The following is a 15,370-nucleotide window of genomic DNA, read 5'->3' as shown; positions in this document are numbered from 1 at the left end:
TACCTTAAGGCGCGAGGTTCCTCTTTGCGCACATTGCACCCTTACTATTGTTCAAACGTTACCGCGAAGGTAACAGGTACAGTGGTTGTAATGCTCTTCAGGCCAGCAATCTTTTGAAGTGCCGCGACACCCTCTGCGAGACCAAATGACTCGGCTTTAATAAGCGTAGGTGCGGTAGTTGATACGGTTAATGTACCTTCATCTACCTTACTTGCGGTTACTGAAAATGATGTAGGGACCGCCTTGCCGTGAAGCACTAAAATGCCATCAACGTTTCCGTTTGCCACTTCACCTGCTTTCAGATTCATCATCGACTCAGGTAGGTTAGCTTCAAATGTTGCTTGTGCAAACTTTGATACATTAAATAACATGTCTTGCATTCGCTGATTGCGAATATCAATCGCTGTATTTACAGACGATAAATCTACCGCAACGCTTAACTTACCGCTATCAGACAGGGTGCCGTTGAAGCTATCAAACTTATGAACTTCTGTAACTTGTGCGTTTTTCGTAGATAAGAAATGCAGCACACTTGTTTCGCTGTCAATTGACCAGTCGGCTGCAGCGGGAAATGCTAGCCCACAAGCGAGCAATGCTGTCGACAACGTGCGAATACGTGTAGTCATCATAGGTTACTCCTTTTACAAATTGGTTCCATCTGGCTTGATTTAACCACGACCAGAGTAATGTGGCCCAGCAACATTACTACGCTATTATACGTAGGTTAGCACGCTGCGCTATGTAATTTGTTACGTGCTAATGCGTATGTGGGTTTACGAAGTCATCATACTGGACAACGTCTTGCCACGGCACCCGTTGATCGCCCATTACCACAAAATCTGGGTTCTCTAACGAATGACGCTGGTTGTAGGTAAGCGGTTCAAAGTTAGCTGCGGCAATGCTACCGCCTGCCTCAGAGACTATGCACTGAGATGCGCCTGTGTCCCATTCACCGGTAATGCCGATTCGCATAAATACATCGGCTTTGCCTTCAGCAATGAAACAGGCTTTCAGCGAACAGCTGCCTAACGGTAGTGTTTGGTATACGCGCCTAGCGCACATTCTACTTAACACTTTTTCGCGAGACTGACGACGACTAATCGCAATCATAACAACGCTGCTTTTGGGGTCGTCTAGCTTGCGTACTTTTATGGGGTGGTCGCCATCAGGAGAAGACTTAAATGCACCCTTCCCTTTTTCGGCGTAATACAAAGACTGACCTGGCGGCCAAAATATAACCCCAATGGTGGGCTCATTATTTTCAATTAACGCAATATTAACGGCAAAGTCACCGCTTCTGGCGATGAATTCTTGTGTACCGTCAATAGGATCTATAAGCCAATAACGTGGCCAATGCTTTCGCTCTTCTAAACTTGCGTGTTTATTCTCTTCGGAAAGAATAGGGATATCAGGTGTAGCGGCTTTTAGTCGCTTATTAATAATATCATTTGCCAAATAATCTGCGCTGGTGACAGGGGACTCGTCTTCTTTTTGGTAAGCGTCAAACTCACCTTTGTCGTAGACTTCTAATACGGCTTCACCAGCTTCAACGGCAATTTTCTTTGCAAGTTCTAGTAGGTCGGCATGGGCGTCATCGGGCATGTTTATTGTTCCTTAAACCACTTTTGAGCTAAAAACAGCGCGGCAATACAGCGTGCTTCTATAAAGTCTTCTCGAGCAAGTAAAGCATCTGCTTCGTCTAAAGGCCAATGAATCACCTCAAGAGGCTCGGGTTCATCGCCTTCTAGTTGTTTGGGATACAAGTCGCGAGCCAATACAATGGTCATATTGGCGTTGAAAAACGTGGGGGCCATACTCACTTGGTGAAGTTCAATGAGATCGTTAGCAGCAAATCCTGCTTCCTCTTGAAGTTCGCGGTTGGCAGCTTCAATAGCGGTCTCGCCGGGGTCAATAAGGCCCTTTGGGAAACCAAGTTGATACGAATGTGTGCCCGCAGCATATTCGCGAATTAAAACCATGGTATTTTCATCTAGCATAGGCACAATCATTACTGCGCCCCGGTTACCCCCTGCCATTCGTTCGAATTCACGGGTGGCGCCATTAGAAAACTCAAGGTCTAGGCGTTCTACCCTAAAGAGCTTGCTTTGGGCTACGATTTCACGAGAATGAATGTGTGGTAACGGCNTTGTTCGNGATCAATTTTCGGCATGTCTCTCGCTACAACTTTGTTATCATACTTGTATACAATTTATTAGCTTACTTCATTATAAGGAAAATCGCTTGCCCTTTCTGCCCTGGAATGAAATAGACACTGTACTACTCGATATGGACGGTACCCTGTTGGACCTTCACTATGACAATCAGTTCTGGTTGCATCATTTACCAAAGCGTCTGGCTGAATTACGAGGGGTTTCAGAGGCGCAAACTCAGCAAGAAATGTCTAAGCGCTACGAGGCAGTGTTTGGTCAAATTCAGTGGTATTGCCTCGATTATTGGGCCGAGTCACTGGCACTCGACTTAGAAAACGAGTTTATGCCGCTAAAACGGGAACTCGCCCATTTATTGGCACTTCGCGAAGACACCATTCCATTCCTTGATGCGCTCCATGGATCGGGCAGAGAAGTTGTGCTGGTCACCAATGCTCACCCTCATAGTTTGGCGCTTAAAATTGAGCATACTCAGCTTGATTCTCACATTGATAACTTAATTTCTACCCATGAGTTTGGTGTGACAAAAGAATCTCAGCTGCTATGGGAGCGATTACAAGCCCGGGTTGAATTTGACGCCAGTCGCACGTTATTCGTCGATGACTCTCTTCCCATATTGAATGCAGCTAAGACTTACGGTATTAAGCATTTACTGGCAGTAGATAACCCAGACAGCACGTTGCCTAATCGCAATATTAGTGAATTCCCGGCAGTGCGAGACTATCGCTTGATGCTTGAAGATATCAAAGCAAATCCAGTGACTAATGTCGCAAAAACACGTTTTTGAAGGACGAAAGCCAATGGTCTCAGATACAATTTACGTTGGGTCGATAAACCCGGTAAAAGTGAATGCGGCACTCAACACTCTATCTGACACGTTAGAGCATGATTTTGATGCACAAGGTGTGGCAGTGCCAAGTGGCGTACCTGACCAGCCTATGAATGAAGATGAAACCCGCCTAGGTGCCATCAATCGTATTAAAGCCATGCTTGCACACCATCAAGGCGGGTTAACCGATGCTTGGTACGTGGCGATTGAAGGCGGTGTCGACGTTTTCGAAGATGGCCCTGCAACGTTTGCTTATGTAGCGATATATCACGAGGGGCATTGGTCGGTTTCAAGAAGCGCCAGCCTGCCTATCCCCGTTAGTGTGTATCAGGCATTGCAGCGCGGTGAAGAGCTAGGGGCAGTAATGGATAAGCTTTTCGATACGGTCAACGTGAAACAAAAAGGCGGAGCTATAGGTCTTCTCACCTTAAATCACGCCACGCGACAAAGCGTCTATGAAGTCGCGTTAACCCTCGCTATGGCGAAGTTCCACTTTCCCGATCTTTATACCGACTAACCTCCCTTTCATAAAAATATTGTAAATCTGGGTTACTTCTTTTAGATACAGTAAAAAGGCTGGAATTCACCGAAAACTCACTAACATCTTCGATAATGGTGAGTTTTTCTTGGGTTTAAGCAATACATTGTGATCAGCCTCAAATACTGAGCACTCGCTCTGAAATCTTTACTGCGTTAGGGAATCTTTTCCAATTAGTTTTACTTTATCTTTTACGCGTCACACTTGATTTTAATCTTAACCTATTGAAAATTATGGCTAAAAACTTTTGCGGCACCTTGGCTTTTTAGTTGCACCATCTTTAGACCAAACGGATTAAGGAGAGTGACAATGAGTGAGACAATCAATACCTACAACCCTGCTACAGGTGAAAAGATCGATCATTATCATTTGATGTCAGCTGAGGACGCAGAGCAAGCCGTAACACGCTCACAAGAAGCTTACTTGAACTGGCGCCGTACATCATTTGAAACCCGCGCCGATTTGCTAAACAACCTTGCTGACTTAATGGAAGAACGCATTGATGACCTTGCAAGCTTAATGACCCGAGAAATGGGGAAAGTAACGGCGCAGGGTAAGCAAGAAGTGCAATTATGTGCACAAATATGTCGTTATACCGCCGAGCATGGTGCATCAATGCTAGAAGATGAGCACCGTATCTTCGAAGGTGGTCGCGCTATTATTACCTATCAACCCATTGGCGTTATCTTAGGTATTCAGCCTTGGAATTTCCCGCTATACCAAGTTATTCGCTACAGCGTGTCGAACATTATGGCGGGTAACACAACGGTACTTAAACACGCGCAGAATGTATTTGGTATGGCCCAGGCTATTCAACAAATGTATGAAGATGCGGGTTTCCCGAAAAATGTTTATCAGTCGTTGCTTATAGACGGCAGTACGGCCAGTGACTTAATAAAACACAAATATGTTCGTGGCGTAACTTTTACCGGTAGTGATGAAGTTGGTAAACAGGTAGCAAAAGAAGCCGCCAGTTTATCGAAGAAAACCGTAATGGAGTTGGGTAGTAACGACGCCTTTGTGGTACTTGAAGATGCAGATATCGATAATGCGGTAGAGATGTGTATTCAAGGTCGTGTGATCAATAACGGCGAAACTTGTGTTGCTGCGAAGCGCTTTGTTGTAGTCGATAGCGTATATGATGAATTTAGAGATAAATTCGTCGCGAAGTGTAAAAAACTTAAAGTGGGCGACCCCACCGATGAGAATACCGATTTAGGCCCAATGGCGAGAGAAGATTTACGTGATGAGCTTCATGAGCAAGTGAAAAAGTCGCTAGATGCCGGTGCATCGTTAACGTTAGGTGGCGTGATCCCAGATTCGGATGGGTACTTCTACCCGGTAACGGTACTTGAAGACGTCTCCTCTGGTATGCCTGCATACGATGACGAACTGTTCGGTCCCGTAGCCTCATTAATACGCGCCCGTGATGATAAGCAAGCCATGGAGGTAGCGAACGATTCTCGCTATGGTTTAGGCGGCGGTATTTTTAGTACAGATACTGACAAAGCGGTAGAACTTGCTAAAGACGAGTTCGATACGGGCATGGTAAATATCAACGGCTACTCGTTAGCCCAGCCTAACCTACCCTTTGGTGGCGTAAAAGATAGCGGCTATGGTCGTGAGCACGGTGGATATGGTATGCGTGAGTTCGTAAACATTAAAACCATTATGGTAGCGGAGAAGGCTGCTGAATAGTCATTAGCTATTTAATATCGTTAATTAAAAACGGGCACGTATTACGTGCCCGTTTTTTTATTTAGGCTAAATAAGCTAGAATTTGGCGCTAGCTGTATCGGGTGACACTGCACGTGTCTGGCGCCTTTTGTGTTGTTACTTGCTATTGAGGCGCAAAAGGTAGCGGAATAGGCGTACCGTTAACGCTGGCTTTGCCATCTTTAAGCACTAATTTTGTCTCGTAACCATTCTCGGTTTCTTTTATCAAGCCTTGCTGAGCAAAGGTGCTTAAAACCATTGGGGTTTGCTGCTCGACAGCGGCTTCAAGCTCTTCTGCCGACATATTTTGCGCTTGCGGCGTTGCCATTAACTGCCCCATCATGTAGCCAGACGCTACGCTTTGCGCAAAGGCTTTGTCGGCGGTTACTTGTGCATCGGCCAGTAAGTGTGTTACCCAATAAGCCACATCTTCCATCGTACCTGGCAGCGCATCAATACCAACTAACTTGGTATTTGCGTAGGCGTTAAACGAGCCTTCAGGTAAGGTTGCTTTAAGCTTGGTAATGTTAAGCTCAGGCTCTGCTTTAAGCTGAGTAAGCAAGTTAGCCTCAATAAATTCCATCATTTTGGCGGGGACTTCTTCTGAGGGCACGAGCAGTGATGTATTGCTAAAATCTTGGTAAGCTTTGATGAAATCAACGTCTAAGTTATTTAGGGCAACACCTAACACCATGTCAGAGGCTTCAAGGTCGGGCCCCGTTACCTTATCAATAGCGTATTCCACGTAAACATTGGCTGTGTTGCTGTCTTCATCAATATCGGTGTCTGTTACAAGGGCAATATTCTCAAGCTTTACCGTTTCTCCTGCTTCAAGGCCGGTAACTTCCATATTTTCGATAAGTGCTTTGACTTTCGATTCAAACAGGTCGCCCTTGAAGGCCTCTACCATACTGCCGTTATAGCTTACATCCATGGATAAATTGGATAATTTCATCGAAAACTCATCAGCGTTGATGCTTAGCGATTCACCAAAAGACGTATATAACGTCTGGTCGCCATCAGGTGCAGCTTCACCCTTATAGCCAGAGAAAAGCAGGGTGAAACCTTCTTCCTCATTGGTTGCGCTAAGGGCTGGAATAACATCTGCGTAGCTGAGACCGCCAAATAGTCCAACCACGCCTTCATTGCGATAAATGGGTTGTTGCGCATCCCATTGAACGTACTCTCTTAATTTATCGCCATCAATAAACACCGTGTAGTGAACGCGGCCTAATCCTACACCGTCGCCAAAATATACAGGGCCGTGATGAGCAACCAAGGTAGCGGTAACGCTAGGGTTTTCTTCAATAGGCATTTCAGCTGCATCGACATTTTGTGCATTGACTAGCGCTTGAAAGTCGACAGCAAGTTTGATTTCTGCCGTTGTCGAAAACCAGCCTTTGTCGTACGAAAGTACTTCGGCCGAGTAGACGGCTTGTTCATTCAATTCGTTTACTGCTGCGTTGATATTATCTTCAACACTAGAGCCAATAAAGTAAGGGGCAACACCAAGCGCAACTAAAGTAATACCTGCGCCGGCTAAAAGAGGTTTGTTCATTGTACAATCCTTTGTTCAGAAATAATCAATTTACATGGGGCCTGGGCCATAATCGGTTTATGGCCTAGACAATTTATCGTTGCTCTATAAGTTACGTTCGAGGAATCTGAAACGCAATAAAGCCACTGTTATTAGGCGTACCAAATAAGCGTGCCGCTTGATGAACTTCATTGGGCAAGCTCGCATCAGGCTTAAATTGACCGCTCACTCGAATGTTTTTCATGTTTGTCGGTATAACCGCATCCATAGATAAGCTTAGCAAATTAGGCTCGTTCACCATTATGCCAATATCTTCACCTTCACAACGAAGTGTCGCAGAGTAGGTGCCGAAATCAATGGGCCCTTGGGTACCTGCTACCGTTGCATTAAGCCAATCTCCCGTACCATCAAGCGACTCACACGCTGGACCAAAGGTTAGGTCATTAAGCGAGACCTTAAAGCGCCCGCCTGCGTTAACGGGCAGAGGTAAGCGAACCTGCGCAAGCACTCTGTCTACAGGAAGGTAAAGGGTAAAGTTTTCAGTATTAACCGTATTTTGGCTAAAAAGCCCGGTGGTAACAGGCCCTTCAAAGGCAATGTCGTTTTTATCGCGAATGTTACCTGCTTTGAGGTCAAGCTTAGCTTTACCCAGTAACAGGTGTAGCGGATTAAGCTCCCATTTTACGTTATTAATTGGAAGGCTATTCACTACCACCGTCTGCGCTTTACCCGAAAATAAGCTGCCGCTGACCCCGCTGATAGAAACATTATTTGGCAGCGACAGTCGGCCAATCACTTGTACTGCAGGGATGTATGCGATGGCAAACAATAAAAAGGCGAGAATGCCGCCTATTATCCAACTAACTTTCGACTTCATGCTTTACCTAACTGTAGTCGGCGAATTTTGATATAGCCTGGGGCATCTGCTTCGGCAATATCGGCTTGAAGAATAACTACGCCCATGTTTTCCATGGCTTTTAGCCAGTCTAAAACCGCGTTAAAAGGCGCTTGATCTACCCACACTTGAAGCTCATCACCCTGAGGCTGCATGCGTGAAATAGCAATGTCGTGCTGAGCGGTAGTGCGGTTTACCGCTTGGGGTAAAGAGCCAGAAAAGGCGCGTTTACTGCCCGTACTGCGGCGTAATTGCTGTGCGCGTGCACCGCTGTCTTTTACCCAAACTAAAAGCGACTGCTGGTTATCAAGCAGCTGCTTCTGTTTGTCTAAAGCAGTATTAAGTGGCGACCAAACAGCAAAATAGAACAGCGCAATCGCAATCATAACAGCGGAAATAAGCACCAGTTTTTGCTCACGTTCAGTGAGGGCTTTGTATTTTTCTAATAGTGCGTTCACGACGTACTCCTTACTGACACTGTACCTACAACGCCGTTGTCACGGTTATTGATAGCACCTTGTTCAACCAGAAAGCCCGCGTTTTCGGCGCTGCGTTTAAACTGCTCTAATGCTTCAAAATTTTTACCTTGTGCCTGAATGCGAATTTCAGTGCGCGAGGCGTCGAAGCGCAAGGTTTGAGGCTTAACGTCTGTTGCTGTGAATGCTGGCGCAAGCTGATCTAGCATAATAAGCATAGAGGCATCACCGCCGCCCTGCTCTAGCTTTGCAAGCTCACTTTGTAGCTTTAATCGAACGTTGCGATAAGTGCCAATATTGGGGAAGCCTGCTTTTACCGCAGCATTTATTTCACTGCTAAGCGCTTGGTTTTCCGATTTTAGCTGATAAAGGGTAACGCCCTTATCAATAAGACTGGTACACAGTGCAAGTACCGCGAGCACAGCGGCTACACGCCACTGGCTTAGCACACCGCTGCGTTTGCGTTTAAGTTTGTACTCGCCTTGGCATAAGTTAAAGCTGCTTTGCATGGCTTCTTTAGCCAATACTTGCATGGGCAATTCAAGTGGTGCCTGTGCTTCTTCGATATTGGGCAAGCTACTTAAATCGATACCCGCGTAGTTTGTGATAGTCACCGGGGCTTCCTGCTGCGCAGTGAAGTGCACAAGGGTTGGTAGTAACCACGCTTGCTCGCCCTGAACGCCTTTAAACTCATCTTGGCGAACCAGTAACTGCTCGCCTAATGTGAGCACCGACCAGCCATTAGGCGTTGCAGGAACAGCGAGAACGTCAGGAATAATGGTGTCGCAGAAAAGACCAGCTTCGCTTAACCAAGCTTGCCATTGAAGCATCTTTTCGTGACTGACTATCGCCACCGCTTGCTCATCGCCACGCTTAGGGCCAATGGCAAAGAACTGTTGGCTAATGTCGGTAGCCAACTCGTCTTCAAGCATAAACGGGATAGCGCTGATTATCTTGCGACCCGCTTTAGGCGGTAGCTCTACCCATTTGAGCAATATGTCACTGCTAGGGGCTAAAGCAATAACGCTTCGCTGGCCTGCGCGTTCGGTTAGCGTAGATAAGTCTTCTGCACTTGGCAATTCACCAGAAGCAATAATTTCATCTTCTGTTTTTGAATAAACCAGCCAGCTTATCGGATCGGTGTAGTTGGCGCCTAAACGCACCAATAATTGTTCCATTAATAGGTTCCCCCAAACTCGCGATTCACAACATTAACGCCGCTATCGGCGCTAGCGTGAAACACGGTGGAAAGCTTAAAGGTTGCTTTGTTGTATTGTGTTTTTGTATGCAACATAAAATATTCAGTTTTAACTGAAAACCAGTCTTGTCGAGAGCTTGTTAAATTCAGTGCCTGAATAGACGGTTCGCTTAAAAACGCGTTGGTATCGTCCCACCCATTTTGTGGGCGACTGCTTAGCAAACTTGCAGCTTGTTGAATATCAAGCCCTGTTAACCCTGCCAGCAGCGGTGCATCTTCTTCTTCTTCTAACGTGTTAACGTTAATTTTTAACTCACTGTAATCTGGGATCACACACACTAAAGGCAGTAATGCGTTTAGCCATTCTGGTGACACTCCGTTAATAATACGCAATTCACTTTTTGATGCCAGTGGTCCGTTAGCTGCAAGGTATGGAAATTCTCTCGATTCATACTCGCTGTCTTCTGCCCCATACGGTCGCATGTTGTCGTCGTCATCCACCCAGTCGGCAAGACTGTCGCGTAGCGTGTCAGCGGTGTAGTTATCTAGTCCATCAACACTAAGTGATAGCAGCATAGTGTGAAAGGCTTCCATAGCCTCAGTGGTATTGCTCGAGGCGCTATTTGCGTTATTCGAAGCGCTACCCGATGTGATAGCGTTAAGATTAAAACAGGCCTGTAGGTCTTCTAAGTTTGCCGTTAGGCCGCCGTTTTCTAACGGATAGCTAAATTCCTGCGCCCAAGGTTGATCAATAGAAATGACCTCAGGGCTTTCTTCAACAAGAGATTGGATGGACTTTCTTGCAAACGCTTCTGCTCCCATGGCATACCAGTAGGCTTGATTATTGTCTTTTAAGTTCATGGTGCGCTGAACTTGAAGCTGCAGCCGCGTGCCCATTTCGGTAGCCAGCACGGCAACTAGCGCCACAATCATCAAAACGATCATTAGCGCCACACCCTGCTGCTTGCCCGGTGCATTACCAAGTTGCGGCTTTGCAATAGCTGAGCTCGCTTGTCTGTACTTTTTTAGCGGCGTGTTATTGTTTGTTATGCTCATGATGATTCACCCGTTGTTAAGGTGAATTCCCTGCGAATTTTGCCAAAGTCCTTGCTAACAAACTCCACCGCTACGGCGCGAGGAAGTGTTGAACCCTTGTAGCTCTCACTCCAAGAGATATCGTCATCCTCATCTAATGAACTGCTGTTCGAGGTGGCAAGAAACTCAACTTTTAAACTTTCTACGTCTTCTAGCAGCACCCGTACTTTGGGCTCGTAGCCAATAACATTGTCAACATAGTTACTGTATAAACGCTCTAGCTTGTTCTCTTTTAAGCGGTAAGCGACGTACTGTAAGGTACTTCTTGGGAGCATTAGCTGAGGGTTGTGCCAGCCTCCGCGCACAAAGCCAATGCCATCACCATCGCTGTCGTCTGTTTCGCCGCCCGCCATTACCACTTCTTGTTTTTCACCGTTAACTCTTACTGCGCGAGGCACTGCTTGTTGAAGGTCTCGTTCAATGGTGATCATGGCGCGCTGTAATAGTTGAAGCTTTGCAAAGCGCTCTTCTGAAATATCGTTACTGTCGATAACCGTGGTAAGTAAACCTGTTGATGCCAAGCCGATGAGGGTGAAAATGGCCATGGCTATCAGTATTTCAATAAGCGTAAAACCGCGCTGCATACTAATTTCCCGCCGTCGGCTTTGCGACAAAGGTCGTCACAGACGTTACGGAGCTGTCGTAGCTTTCGTCTTCGCCGACAGAAACGGTGACAGACCGTAAATCATTGTCATTGGTTTTAGTGACGGTTTGTTGCCAGTACCAGGTGCGATCGGCCATCTCCATGGTACCTTTCAAATTGTTCTTAGGCGGCCACGTAGTATCTAGCTGAAGTTGGTTTAAGCGGTTGCTTGCCACCCAGTTGGCGAAGGTCACCGACTCTATCTGCCCAACACTGGATAAATGCTCGCCTGCCGCTTTGAGTACGGCGGTGCCGGTAAGCGCAAAAATAAGTAGCGCCACCATCACTTCAAGCAGGGTTAATCCAGTTTGGTAGCGCGGGGCATAGGGTAAGTTGCTGCTTTTATCCAGTGCAGGTTTGAAAAACGACCTTGTCAACGGTGTCTTTGCATCTGCTTTGCGCTTAAAGATGGATGCCTTCATAACGGACGCTCCAGCGGCCCTTCAAGCACTAAAGGCGGTAGATCTTGGTTTTGAAGGCTATAATAGACGGGGTCGTCGCCATCATCACCTTCATAGTTAAACGACAGCGTAAAAGGGGTAATTTCGCCGCTCGACATAATGAGAATTTGTGGGGGAGGAAGCTTCTTTTCTTCTTCGTTGCCTATCTCAACGCCTTCGTCAGACACGCTTAAGTTCTCGTCAAACAACTCACGGTCAAACAGTCGGTCTTCAACGTCCCACGGCAAGTCATCAAGGTTTAAGGTGAAGGTGAAGGGCTCGGGCAAGGTGTAGGGCTCATAGGTCTTTTCACCTTCTATGCGTTGCCACTGGTCATCGTCGTCTAAATAAACAAAATAATACTCATTTTTGTCCGCTTCAAAGCGTACACCAAGCTGCTGCTGATTTAACACTGCGAAGTCGCTGGCCATGTCAACAATGACCTGCAGGCGCTGGGCTTGTGATTTAAGTAAGTCAGACTTACTCGCCCCAAAAGCGTTAAACATGACGTAGCCAGCGGCTAGACCCATTAGTAGCAGTACTAACATGACTTCTAAAAGGGTGAAGCCTATATTGTGTTTGTAGGTACTGCCGCTGCTTTGCATAAGAGTTAGTTCAAATACTCGTTGATATTCCAGTTACCAATATCATCATCAGTGCCTGGCTCACCGTCTGGACCGTTTGAGAAAATATCGACTACGCCAAGCTCTCCCGGGCTAATTAGCGCGTAAGGGTTGCCCCACGGATCTTCAGGTAAACGCTTGATAAAGCCGCCTTCAGGGTAGTTGCGTGGAATTGGGTCGATGGTAGGTGCGGTTACCAGGGCGTCTAAGCCTTGCTCAGTGGTTGGGAAGCGGTTGTTGCGAAGCTTGTACATTTCAAGCGCACTTTCCATTTGCTGTATATCAACAGCGGCTTTTTTAAGCTGCGCTTCTTCTTGGTTACCCAAGATTTGCGGTGCAACCATAGAGGCCATAATACCGATGATTAGAAGTACGACCATGACTTCAATCAAACTGAAACCAGAACTGCGATTAAGTGTTTTCATTAAATATTCACCATGTTGTTCAATGCTAAAATTGGTTGCAATATTGCCATAACGATAAACAGAACAATGCCCGCCATCGATACAATAAGTAAGGGTTCAAATACCTTAAGTGAGACACCAATAAGCGCTTCAAATTCCCTATCTTGATTATCTGCGGCGCGAGCTAGCATTTGCTGTAATTCGCCCGACTTTTCACCTGACGCAATCATATGCATCATCATAGGTGGAAACATTTTCGTGTTATCCAGCGCAGCCCTCAAACTGCTACCTTCTTTAACGTTAATAGCGGCGTCGGCTACTTGATTTTTAATATGCTGATTTTCAAGGACATCGCCTGAAATACGCATAGCTTCAAGTAGCGGCACTGCGCTGGCACTTAATATACTTAACGTACGTGCAAAGCGGGCCGTGTTTAGACCGCGCGACACGCGGCCTATCAAAGGTAAGGTTAAAAGCGCTTTGTGATAGCGCAGCTTCATATGCTTTTGCTGCAATACGCGCTGTATAATAACTATAAGCACGCCTATGCCGATTAGCATGAACAACCCGTAGTTTTGAAGCCAAGTGCTCACTGAAATAAGGAATTGGGTAATACCCGGAAGGTCTTGCCCCATGTGGTCGAATTGCCCCACAATTTTTGGTACTACCACGGTTAAAAGCAGCAGTACGATACCCATTGCAAAAAACAGCATTAACGATGGATAAATCATCGCCTGAGTAATTTGGCTGCGGGTTTGCTGCCTGCGCTCGGTATAGTCGGCTAAGCGGTTAAGCACGGTATCAAGGTGGCCTGACTTTTCACCTGCCGCCACCATGGCGCGGTATAACTCGTCAAACACACTGGGAAACTGTCCTAATGCATCGGCAAGCCCGTGACCTTCCACGACTTTACTGCGTACTGCCATCATCATGTTTTTCTGGCGGGGCTTTTCGCATTGTTCCGCAACGGCAAGCAAGGCTTCTTCAACCGGAAGGGCCGACTCTACAAGGGTAGCCATTTGCCGTGTAAGTAGCGCTAAATCGGAGGCTGAAATGCGTGGTTTAAACAGTGAAAATGAAAGCCCTTTGCCTTCGTTTTGTGTGCGCTCTGCAACTTGCTCTACTTCCAAAGGAATTAAGCCCTTTTCGCGCAGCTGTTGGCGCACCTGACGGGCATTATCGCCTTCAAGCACGCCATTTGTGTTCTTACCGCGGGCATTAACCGCTTTATAAGCGAAAGCCGCCATCTAGTCTTCCCTCGTTACTCGAAGCACTTCTTCAAGAGAGGTTTCACCGATAAGCACTTTACTACAGCCATCTTCACGGATGCTTGGGGTAGAGGTTCTGATGTAGCGCTCAATGGCTTGTTCGCCCACACCTTCGTGCATCATTTCACGCACTTTTTCATCAACTAAAAGCAATTCGTGAATACCCGTACGGCCACGATACCCGGTTTGGTTACACGCTGCACAGCCGTGAGGTTTGTAAATTGTAGTGCTGCTGGTGGCCCCTTGGCCTAATATTTCAAGTTCAGACGCATCCGGCGTATGCGGCTTTTTACAGTCTGGGCATAGCGTACGAACGAGTCGCTGTGACAGTACTGCCAATAAACTGGAAGATAAAAGGAAAGGCTCTATGCCCATGTCTTCTAAGCGAGTAATGGCGCCAGCGGCGGTGTTAGTATGCAGGGTAGAAAGCACTAAGTGACCGGTTAAACTGGCCTGAACGGCAATTTGCGCAGTCTCGATATCACGAATCTCACCGACCATGACAACATCGGGGTCTTGACGCAAAATTGCGCGAAGGCCTCGTGCAAAGGTCATGTCTACACGGGGGTTAACCTGCGTTTGTCCAATGCCTGGCAGGTCGAATTCGATAGGATCTTCTACCGTTAAAATATTCCTATCGCGGGAGTTTATCTCGGTAAGCCCTGCGTACAAGGTGGTACTTTTACCGGAACCGGTAGGGCCAGTAACCAAAATAATACCGTGTGGTTTTCGTATTAACGTCGAGAAATGGTTACGGTTTTGCAGCGTCATGCCCAAATCTTCTAGATTCAAGCGGGCGTTATTTTTGTCTAAAAGACGCAGTACCACACGTTCGCCGTGGCTAGAAGGCATCGTCGAAACACGAACGTCTACCGCTCGCCCGGCAATACGCAGTGTAATACGGCCATCCTGGGGGACGCGTTTTTCTGCAATATCTAGCTTGGCCATTACTTTTATACGCGATACCAGCATAGAGCTAAGCTTGCGATTGGGGCGCAAAATTTCCCGCAACACACCGTCTACCCGAAAGCGAACCACAAGCTGGTTTTCAAACGTTTCGATATGAATATCTGACGCGCCTTCTTTAATTGCTTCACCTAGCATGGCGTTAATAAGCTTGATAATAGGGGCGTCGTCTTCGCTATCTAGCAGGTCTTCAGTGTCGGGTAAGTCTTCTGCAAGGGCGAATAAATCGCTTTCGTTGCCTAAGTCTTCCATTAACTGCTTCGCTGCAGAACTATCGCGCTGAAACGCGCTAGTCAGTAAGTTTTCAAATTCGTCAGCGGGTATAGTTTTCGGTACAAAAGGCTCGCCGTAGAAGCGACGCACTTCTGCAAACACGTCAAACGGCGTGTTTTCTGTAAAATACAGCACCGCTGGCGTTTCGTTGGTTTCAAGCAGCACCTGGTTGCGCTTAGCAAAGCTAAAAGAGAGCTGCTTAGGGCCGGCCTCTGCTTCAGGTAAGCCGGCGTCATCACCCATGGCTTCTAGGGCTTCTTCTTGGGCCTCTAGTGCTTGAGTAAGTTGTTCATCCGCCATA

Annotated in this window: 17 protein-coding genes; 3 read left to right on the top strand and 14 right to left on the bottom strand. The window is 46.8% G+C overall.

Features of this window, described 5'->3' with window-relative positions; translation table 11 throughout:
• Positions 1–44 precede the first annotated feature (44 nt).
• The 3 genes from MADE_RS19295 to nudE all read right to left on the bottom strand — a co-directional run bounded on the left by MADE_RS19295 (position 45) and on the right by nudE (position 2,132).
• Positions 45–629 carry a YceI family protein gene (locus MADE_RS19295; RefSeq protein WP_012520144.1) on the bottom strand — a complete coding sequence of 195 codons (585 nt, stop codon included), beginning with the start codon at positions 627–629 and terminating at the stop codon, positions 45–47.
• 127 nt (positions 630–756) lie between these two features.
• Positions 757–1,602: a 3'(2'),5'-bisphosphate nucleotidase CysQ gene (gene cysQ / locus MADE_RS19290; protein WP_012520143.1), complete on the bottom strand. Its 846-nt coding sequence runs from the start codon at positions 1,600–1,602 to the stop codon at positions 757–759.
• Positions 1,603–1,604: 2 nt separating this feature from the next.
• Positions 1,605–2,132, bottom strand: coding sequence for an ADP compounds hydrolase NudE (gene nudE / locus MADE_RS19285; protein WP_080663253.1), 528 nt, complete (start codon positions 2,130–2,132; stop codon positions 1,605–1,607).
• Positions 2,133–2,241: 109 nt separating this feature from the next.
• Here nudE and yrfG point away from each other — a divergent pair, with 109 nt between their 5' ends.
• From yrfG to MADE_RS19270, 3 genes are all read left to right on the top strand, one after another.
• On the top strand, positions 2,242–2,955 hold the full coding sequence (gene yrfG / locus MADE_RS19280; protein WP_012520141.1) for a GMP/IMP nucleotidase: 714 nt from the start codon (positions 2,242–2,244) through the stop codon (positions 2,953–2,955).
• Between the two features lie 13 nt (positions 2,956–2,968).
• Complete coding sequence (yjjX, locus tag MADE_RS19275; RefSeq protein ID WP_012520140.1) at positions 2,969–3,514, top strand: inosine/xanthosine triphosphatase; 546 nt, start codon at positions 2,969–2,971, stop codon at positions 3,512–3,514.
• 330 nt (positions 3,515–3,844) lie between these two features.
• Positions 3,845–5,233 (top strand): NAD-dependent succinate-semialdehyde dehydrogenase, encoded by a 1,389-nt coding sequence (locus tag MADE_RS19270; protein ID WP_012520139.1) that lies wholly within the window; start codon positions 3,845–3,847, stop codon positions 5,231–5,233.
• A 142-nt stretch (positions 5,234–5,375) separates the two neighbouring features.
• On the opposite strand, the gene MADE_RS19265 is transcribed toward MADE_RS19270, so the two are convergent.
• The 11 genes from MADE_RS19265 to gspE form a co-directional block, all read right to left on the bottom strand.
• Complete coding sequence (locus MADE_RS19265) at positions 5,376–6,809, bottom strand: YdgA family protein (RefSeq protein ID WP_012520138.1); 1,434 nt, start codon at positions 6,807–6,809, stop codon at positions 5,376–5,378.
• Positions 6,810–6,900: 91 nt separating this feature from the next.
• Entirely contained in the window at positions 6,901–7,665 is a 765-nt protein-coding gene (locus MADE_RS19260; RefSeq protein ID WP_012520137.1) for a type II secretion system protein N, read from the bottom strand.
• A complete protein-coding gene (gene gspM / locus MADE_RS19255) occupies positions 7,662–8,141 on the bottom strand; it encodes a type II secretion system protein GspM (RefSeq protein WP_012520136.1) in 480 nt (159 codons plus the stop codon). Before gspM ends, MADE_RS19260 begins: the two co-directional genes overlap by 4 nt.
• On the bottom strand, positions 8,138–9,337 hold the full coding sequence (gene gspL / locus MADE_RS19250; protein ID WP_012520135.1) for a type II secretion system protein GspL: 1,200 nt from the start codon (positions 9,335–9,337) through the stop codon (positions 8,138–8,140). Before gspL ends, gspM begins: the two co-directional genes overlap by 4 nt.
• Positions 9,337–10,302: a type II secretion system minor pseudopilin GspK gene (gene gspK / locus MADE_RS19245; protein WP_232363133.1), complete on the bottom strand. Its 966-nt coding sequence runs from the start codon at positions 10,300–10,302 to the stop codon at positions 9,337–9,339. Before gspK ends, gspL begins: the two co-directional genes overlap by 1 nt.
• Before the next feature lie 107 nt (positions 10,303–10,409).
• Complete coding sequence (gene gspJ / locus MADE_RS19240) at positions 10,410–11,036, bottom strand: type II secretion system minor pseudopilin GspJ (protein WP_012520133.1); 627 nt, start codon at positions 11,034–11,036, stop codon at positions 10,410–10,412.
• Position 11,037: 1 nt separating this feature from the next.
• Positions 11,038–11,517, bottom strand: a complete 480-nt coding sequence (gspI, locus tag MADE_RS19235; RefSeq protein WP_012520132.1) for a type II secretion system minor pseudopilin GspI — start codon at positions 11,515–11,517, stop codon at positions 11,038–11,040.
• Complete coding sequence (gene gspH, locus MADE_RS19230) at positions 11,514–12,140, bottom strand: type II secretion system minor pseudopilin GspH (RefSeq protein WP_012520131.1); 627 nt, start codon at positions 12,138–12,140, stop codon at positions 11,514–11,516. The genes gspI and gspH overlap by 4 nt, the downstream gene beginning before the upstream one ends.
• A 5-nt stretch (positions 12,141–12,145) precedes the next feature.
• Positions 12,146–12,583 (bottom strand): type II secretion system major pseudopilin GspG, encoded by a 438-nt coding sequence (gene gspG / locus MADE_RS19225; protein WP_012520130.1) that lies wholly within the window; start codon positions 12,581–12,583, stop codon positions 12,146–12,148.
• Positions 12,583–13,809 carry a type II secretion system inner membrane protein GspF gene (gene gspF, locus MADE_RS19220; protein ID WP_012520129.1) on the bottom strand — a complete coding sequence of 409 codons (1,227 nt, stop codon included), beginning with the start codon at positions 13,807–13,809 and terminating at the stop codon, positions 12,583–12,585. Before gspF ends, gspG begins: the two co-directional genes overlap by 1 nt.
• Positions 13,810–15,369: a type II secretion system ATPase GspE gene (gene gspE, locus MADE_RS19215; RefSeq protein ID WP_012520128.1), complete on the bottom strand. Its 1,560-nt coding sequence runs from the start codon at positions 15,367–15,369 to the stop codon at positions 13,810–13,812.
• Position 15,370: the final 1 nt, after the last annotated feature.

The organism is Alteromonas mediterranea DE, assembly GCF_000020585.3.
Taxonomy (GTDB): domain Bacteria; phylum Pseudomonadota; class Gammaproteobacteria; order Enterobacterales; family Alteromonadaceae; genus Alteromonas; species Alteromonas mediterranea.
The sequence above is the reverse complement of the archived record's forward strand: the minus strand, read 5'-3'. Positions and strand labels throughout refer to the sequence as shown.

Coding starts and splice junctions, on each gene's coding strand:
- gspE (WP_012520128.1), bottom strand. CDS start 15,369: ATGGCGGATGAACAACTTACTCAAGCACTAGAGGCCCAAGAAGAAGCC.
- MADE_RS19260 (WP_012520137.1), bottom strand. CDS start 7,665: ATGAAGTCGAAAGTTAGTTGGATAATAGGCGGCATTCTCGCCTTTTTA.
- gspJ (WP_012520133.1), bottom strand. CDS start 11,036: ATGCAGCGCGGTTTTACGCTTATTGAAATACTGATAGCCATGGCCATT.
- yjjX (WP_012520140.1), top strand. CDS start 2,969: ATGGTCTCAGATACAATTTACGTTGGGTCGATAAACCCGGTAAAAGTG.
- gspK (WP_232363133.1), bottom strand. CDS start 10,302: ATGATCGTTTTGATGATTGTGGCGCTAGTTGCCGTGCTGGCTACCGAA.
- gspI (WP_012520132.1), bottom strand. CDS start 11,517: ATGAAGGCATCCATCTTTAAGCGCAAAGCAGATGCAAAGACACCGTTG.
- gspH (WP_012520131.1), bottom strand. CDS start 12,140: ATGCAAAGCAGCGGCAGTACCTACAAACACAATATAGGCTTCACCCTT.
- gspF (WP_012520129.1), bottom strand. CDS start 13,809: ATGGCGGCTTTCGCTTATAAAGCGGTTAATGCCCGCGGTAAGAACACA.
- MADE_RS19265 (WP_012520138.1), bottom strand. CDS start 6,809: ATGAACAAACCTCTTTTAGCCGGCGCAGGTATTACTTTAGTTGCGCTT.
- MADE_RS19295 (WP_012520144.1), bottom strand. CDS start 629: ATGATGACTACACGTATTCGCACGTTGTCGACAGCATTGCTCGCTTGT.
- gspL (WP_012520135.1), bottom strand. CDS start 9,337: ATGGAACAATTATTGGTGCGTTTAGGCGCCAACTACACCGATCCGATA.
- MADE_RS19270 (WP_012520139.1), top strand. CDS start 3,845: ATGAGTGAGACAATCAATACCTACAACCCTGCTACAGGTGAAAAGATC.
- gspG (WP_012520130.1), bottom strand. CDS start 12,583: ATGAAAACACTTAATCGCAGTTCTGGTTTCAGTTTGATTGAAGTCATG.
- cysQ (WP_012520143.1), bottom strand. CDS start 1,602: ATGCCCGATGACGCCCATGCCGACCTACTAGAACTTGCAAAGAAAATT.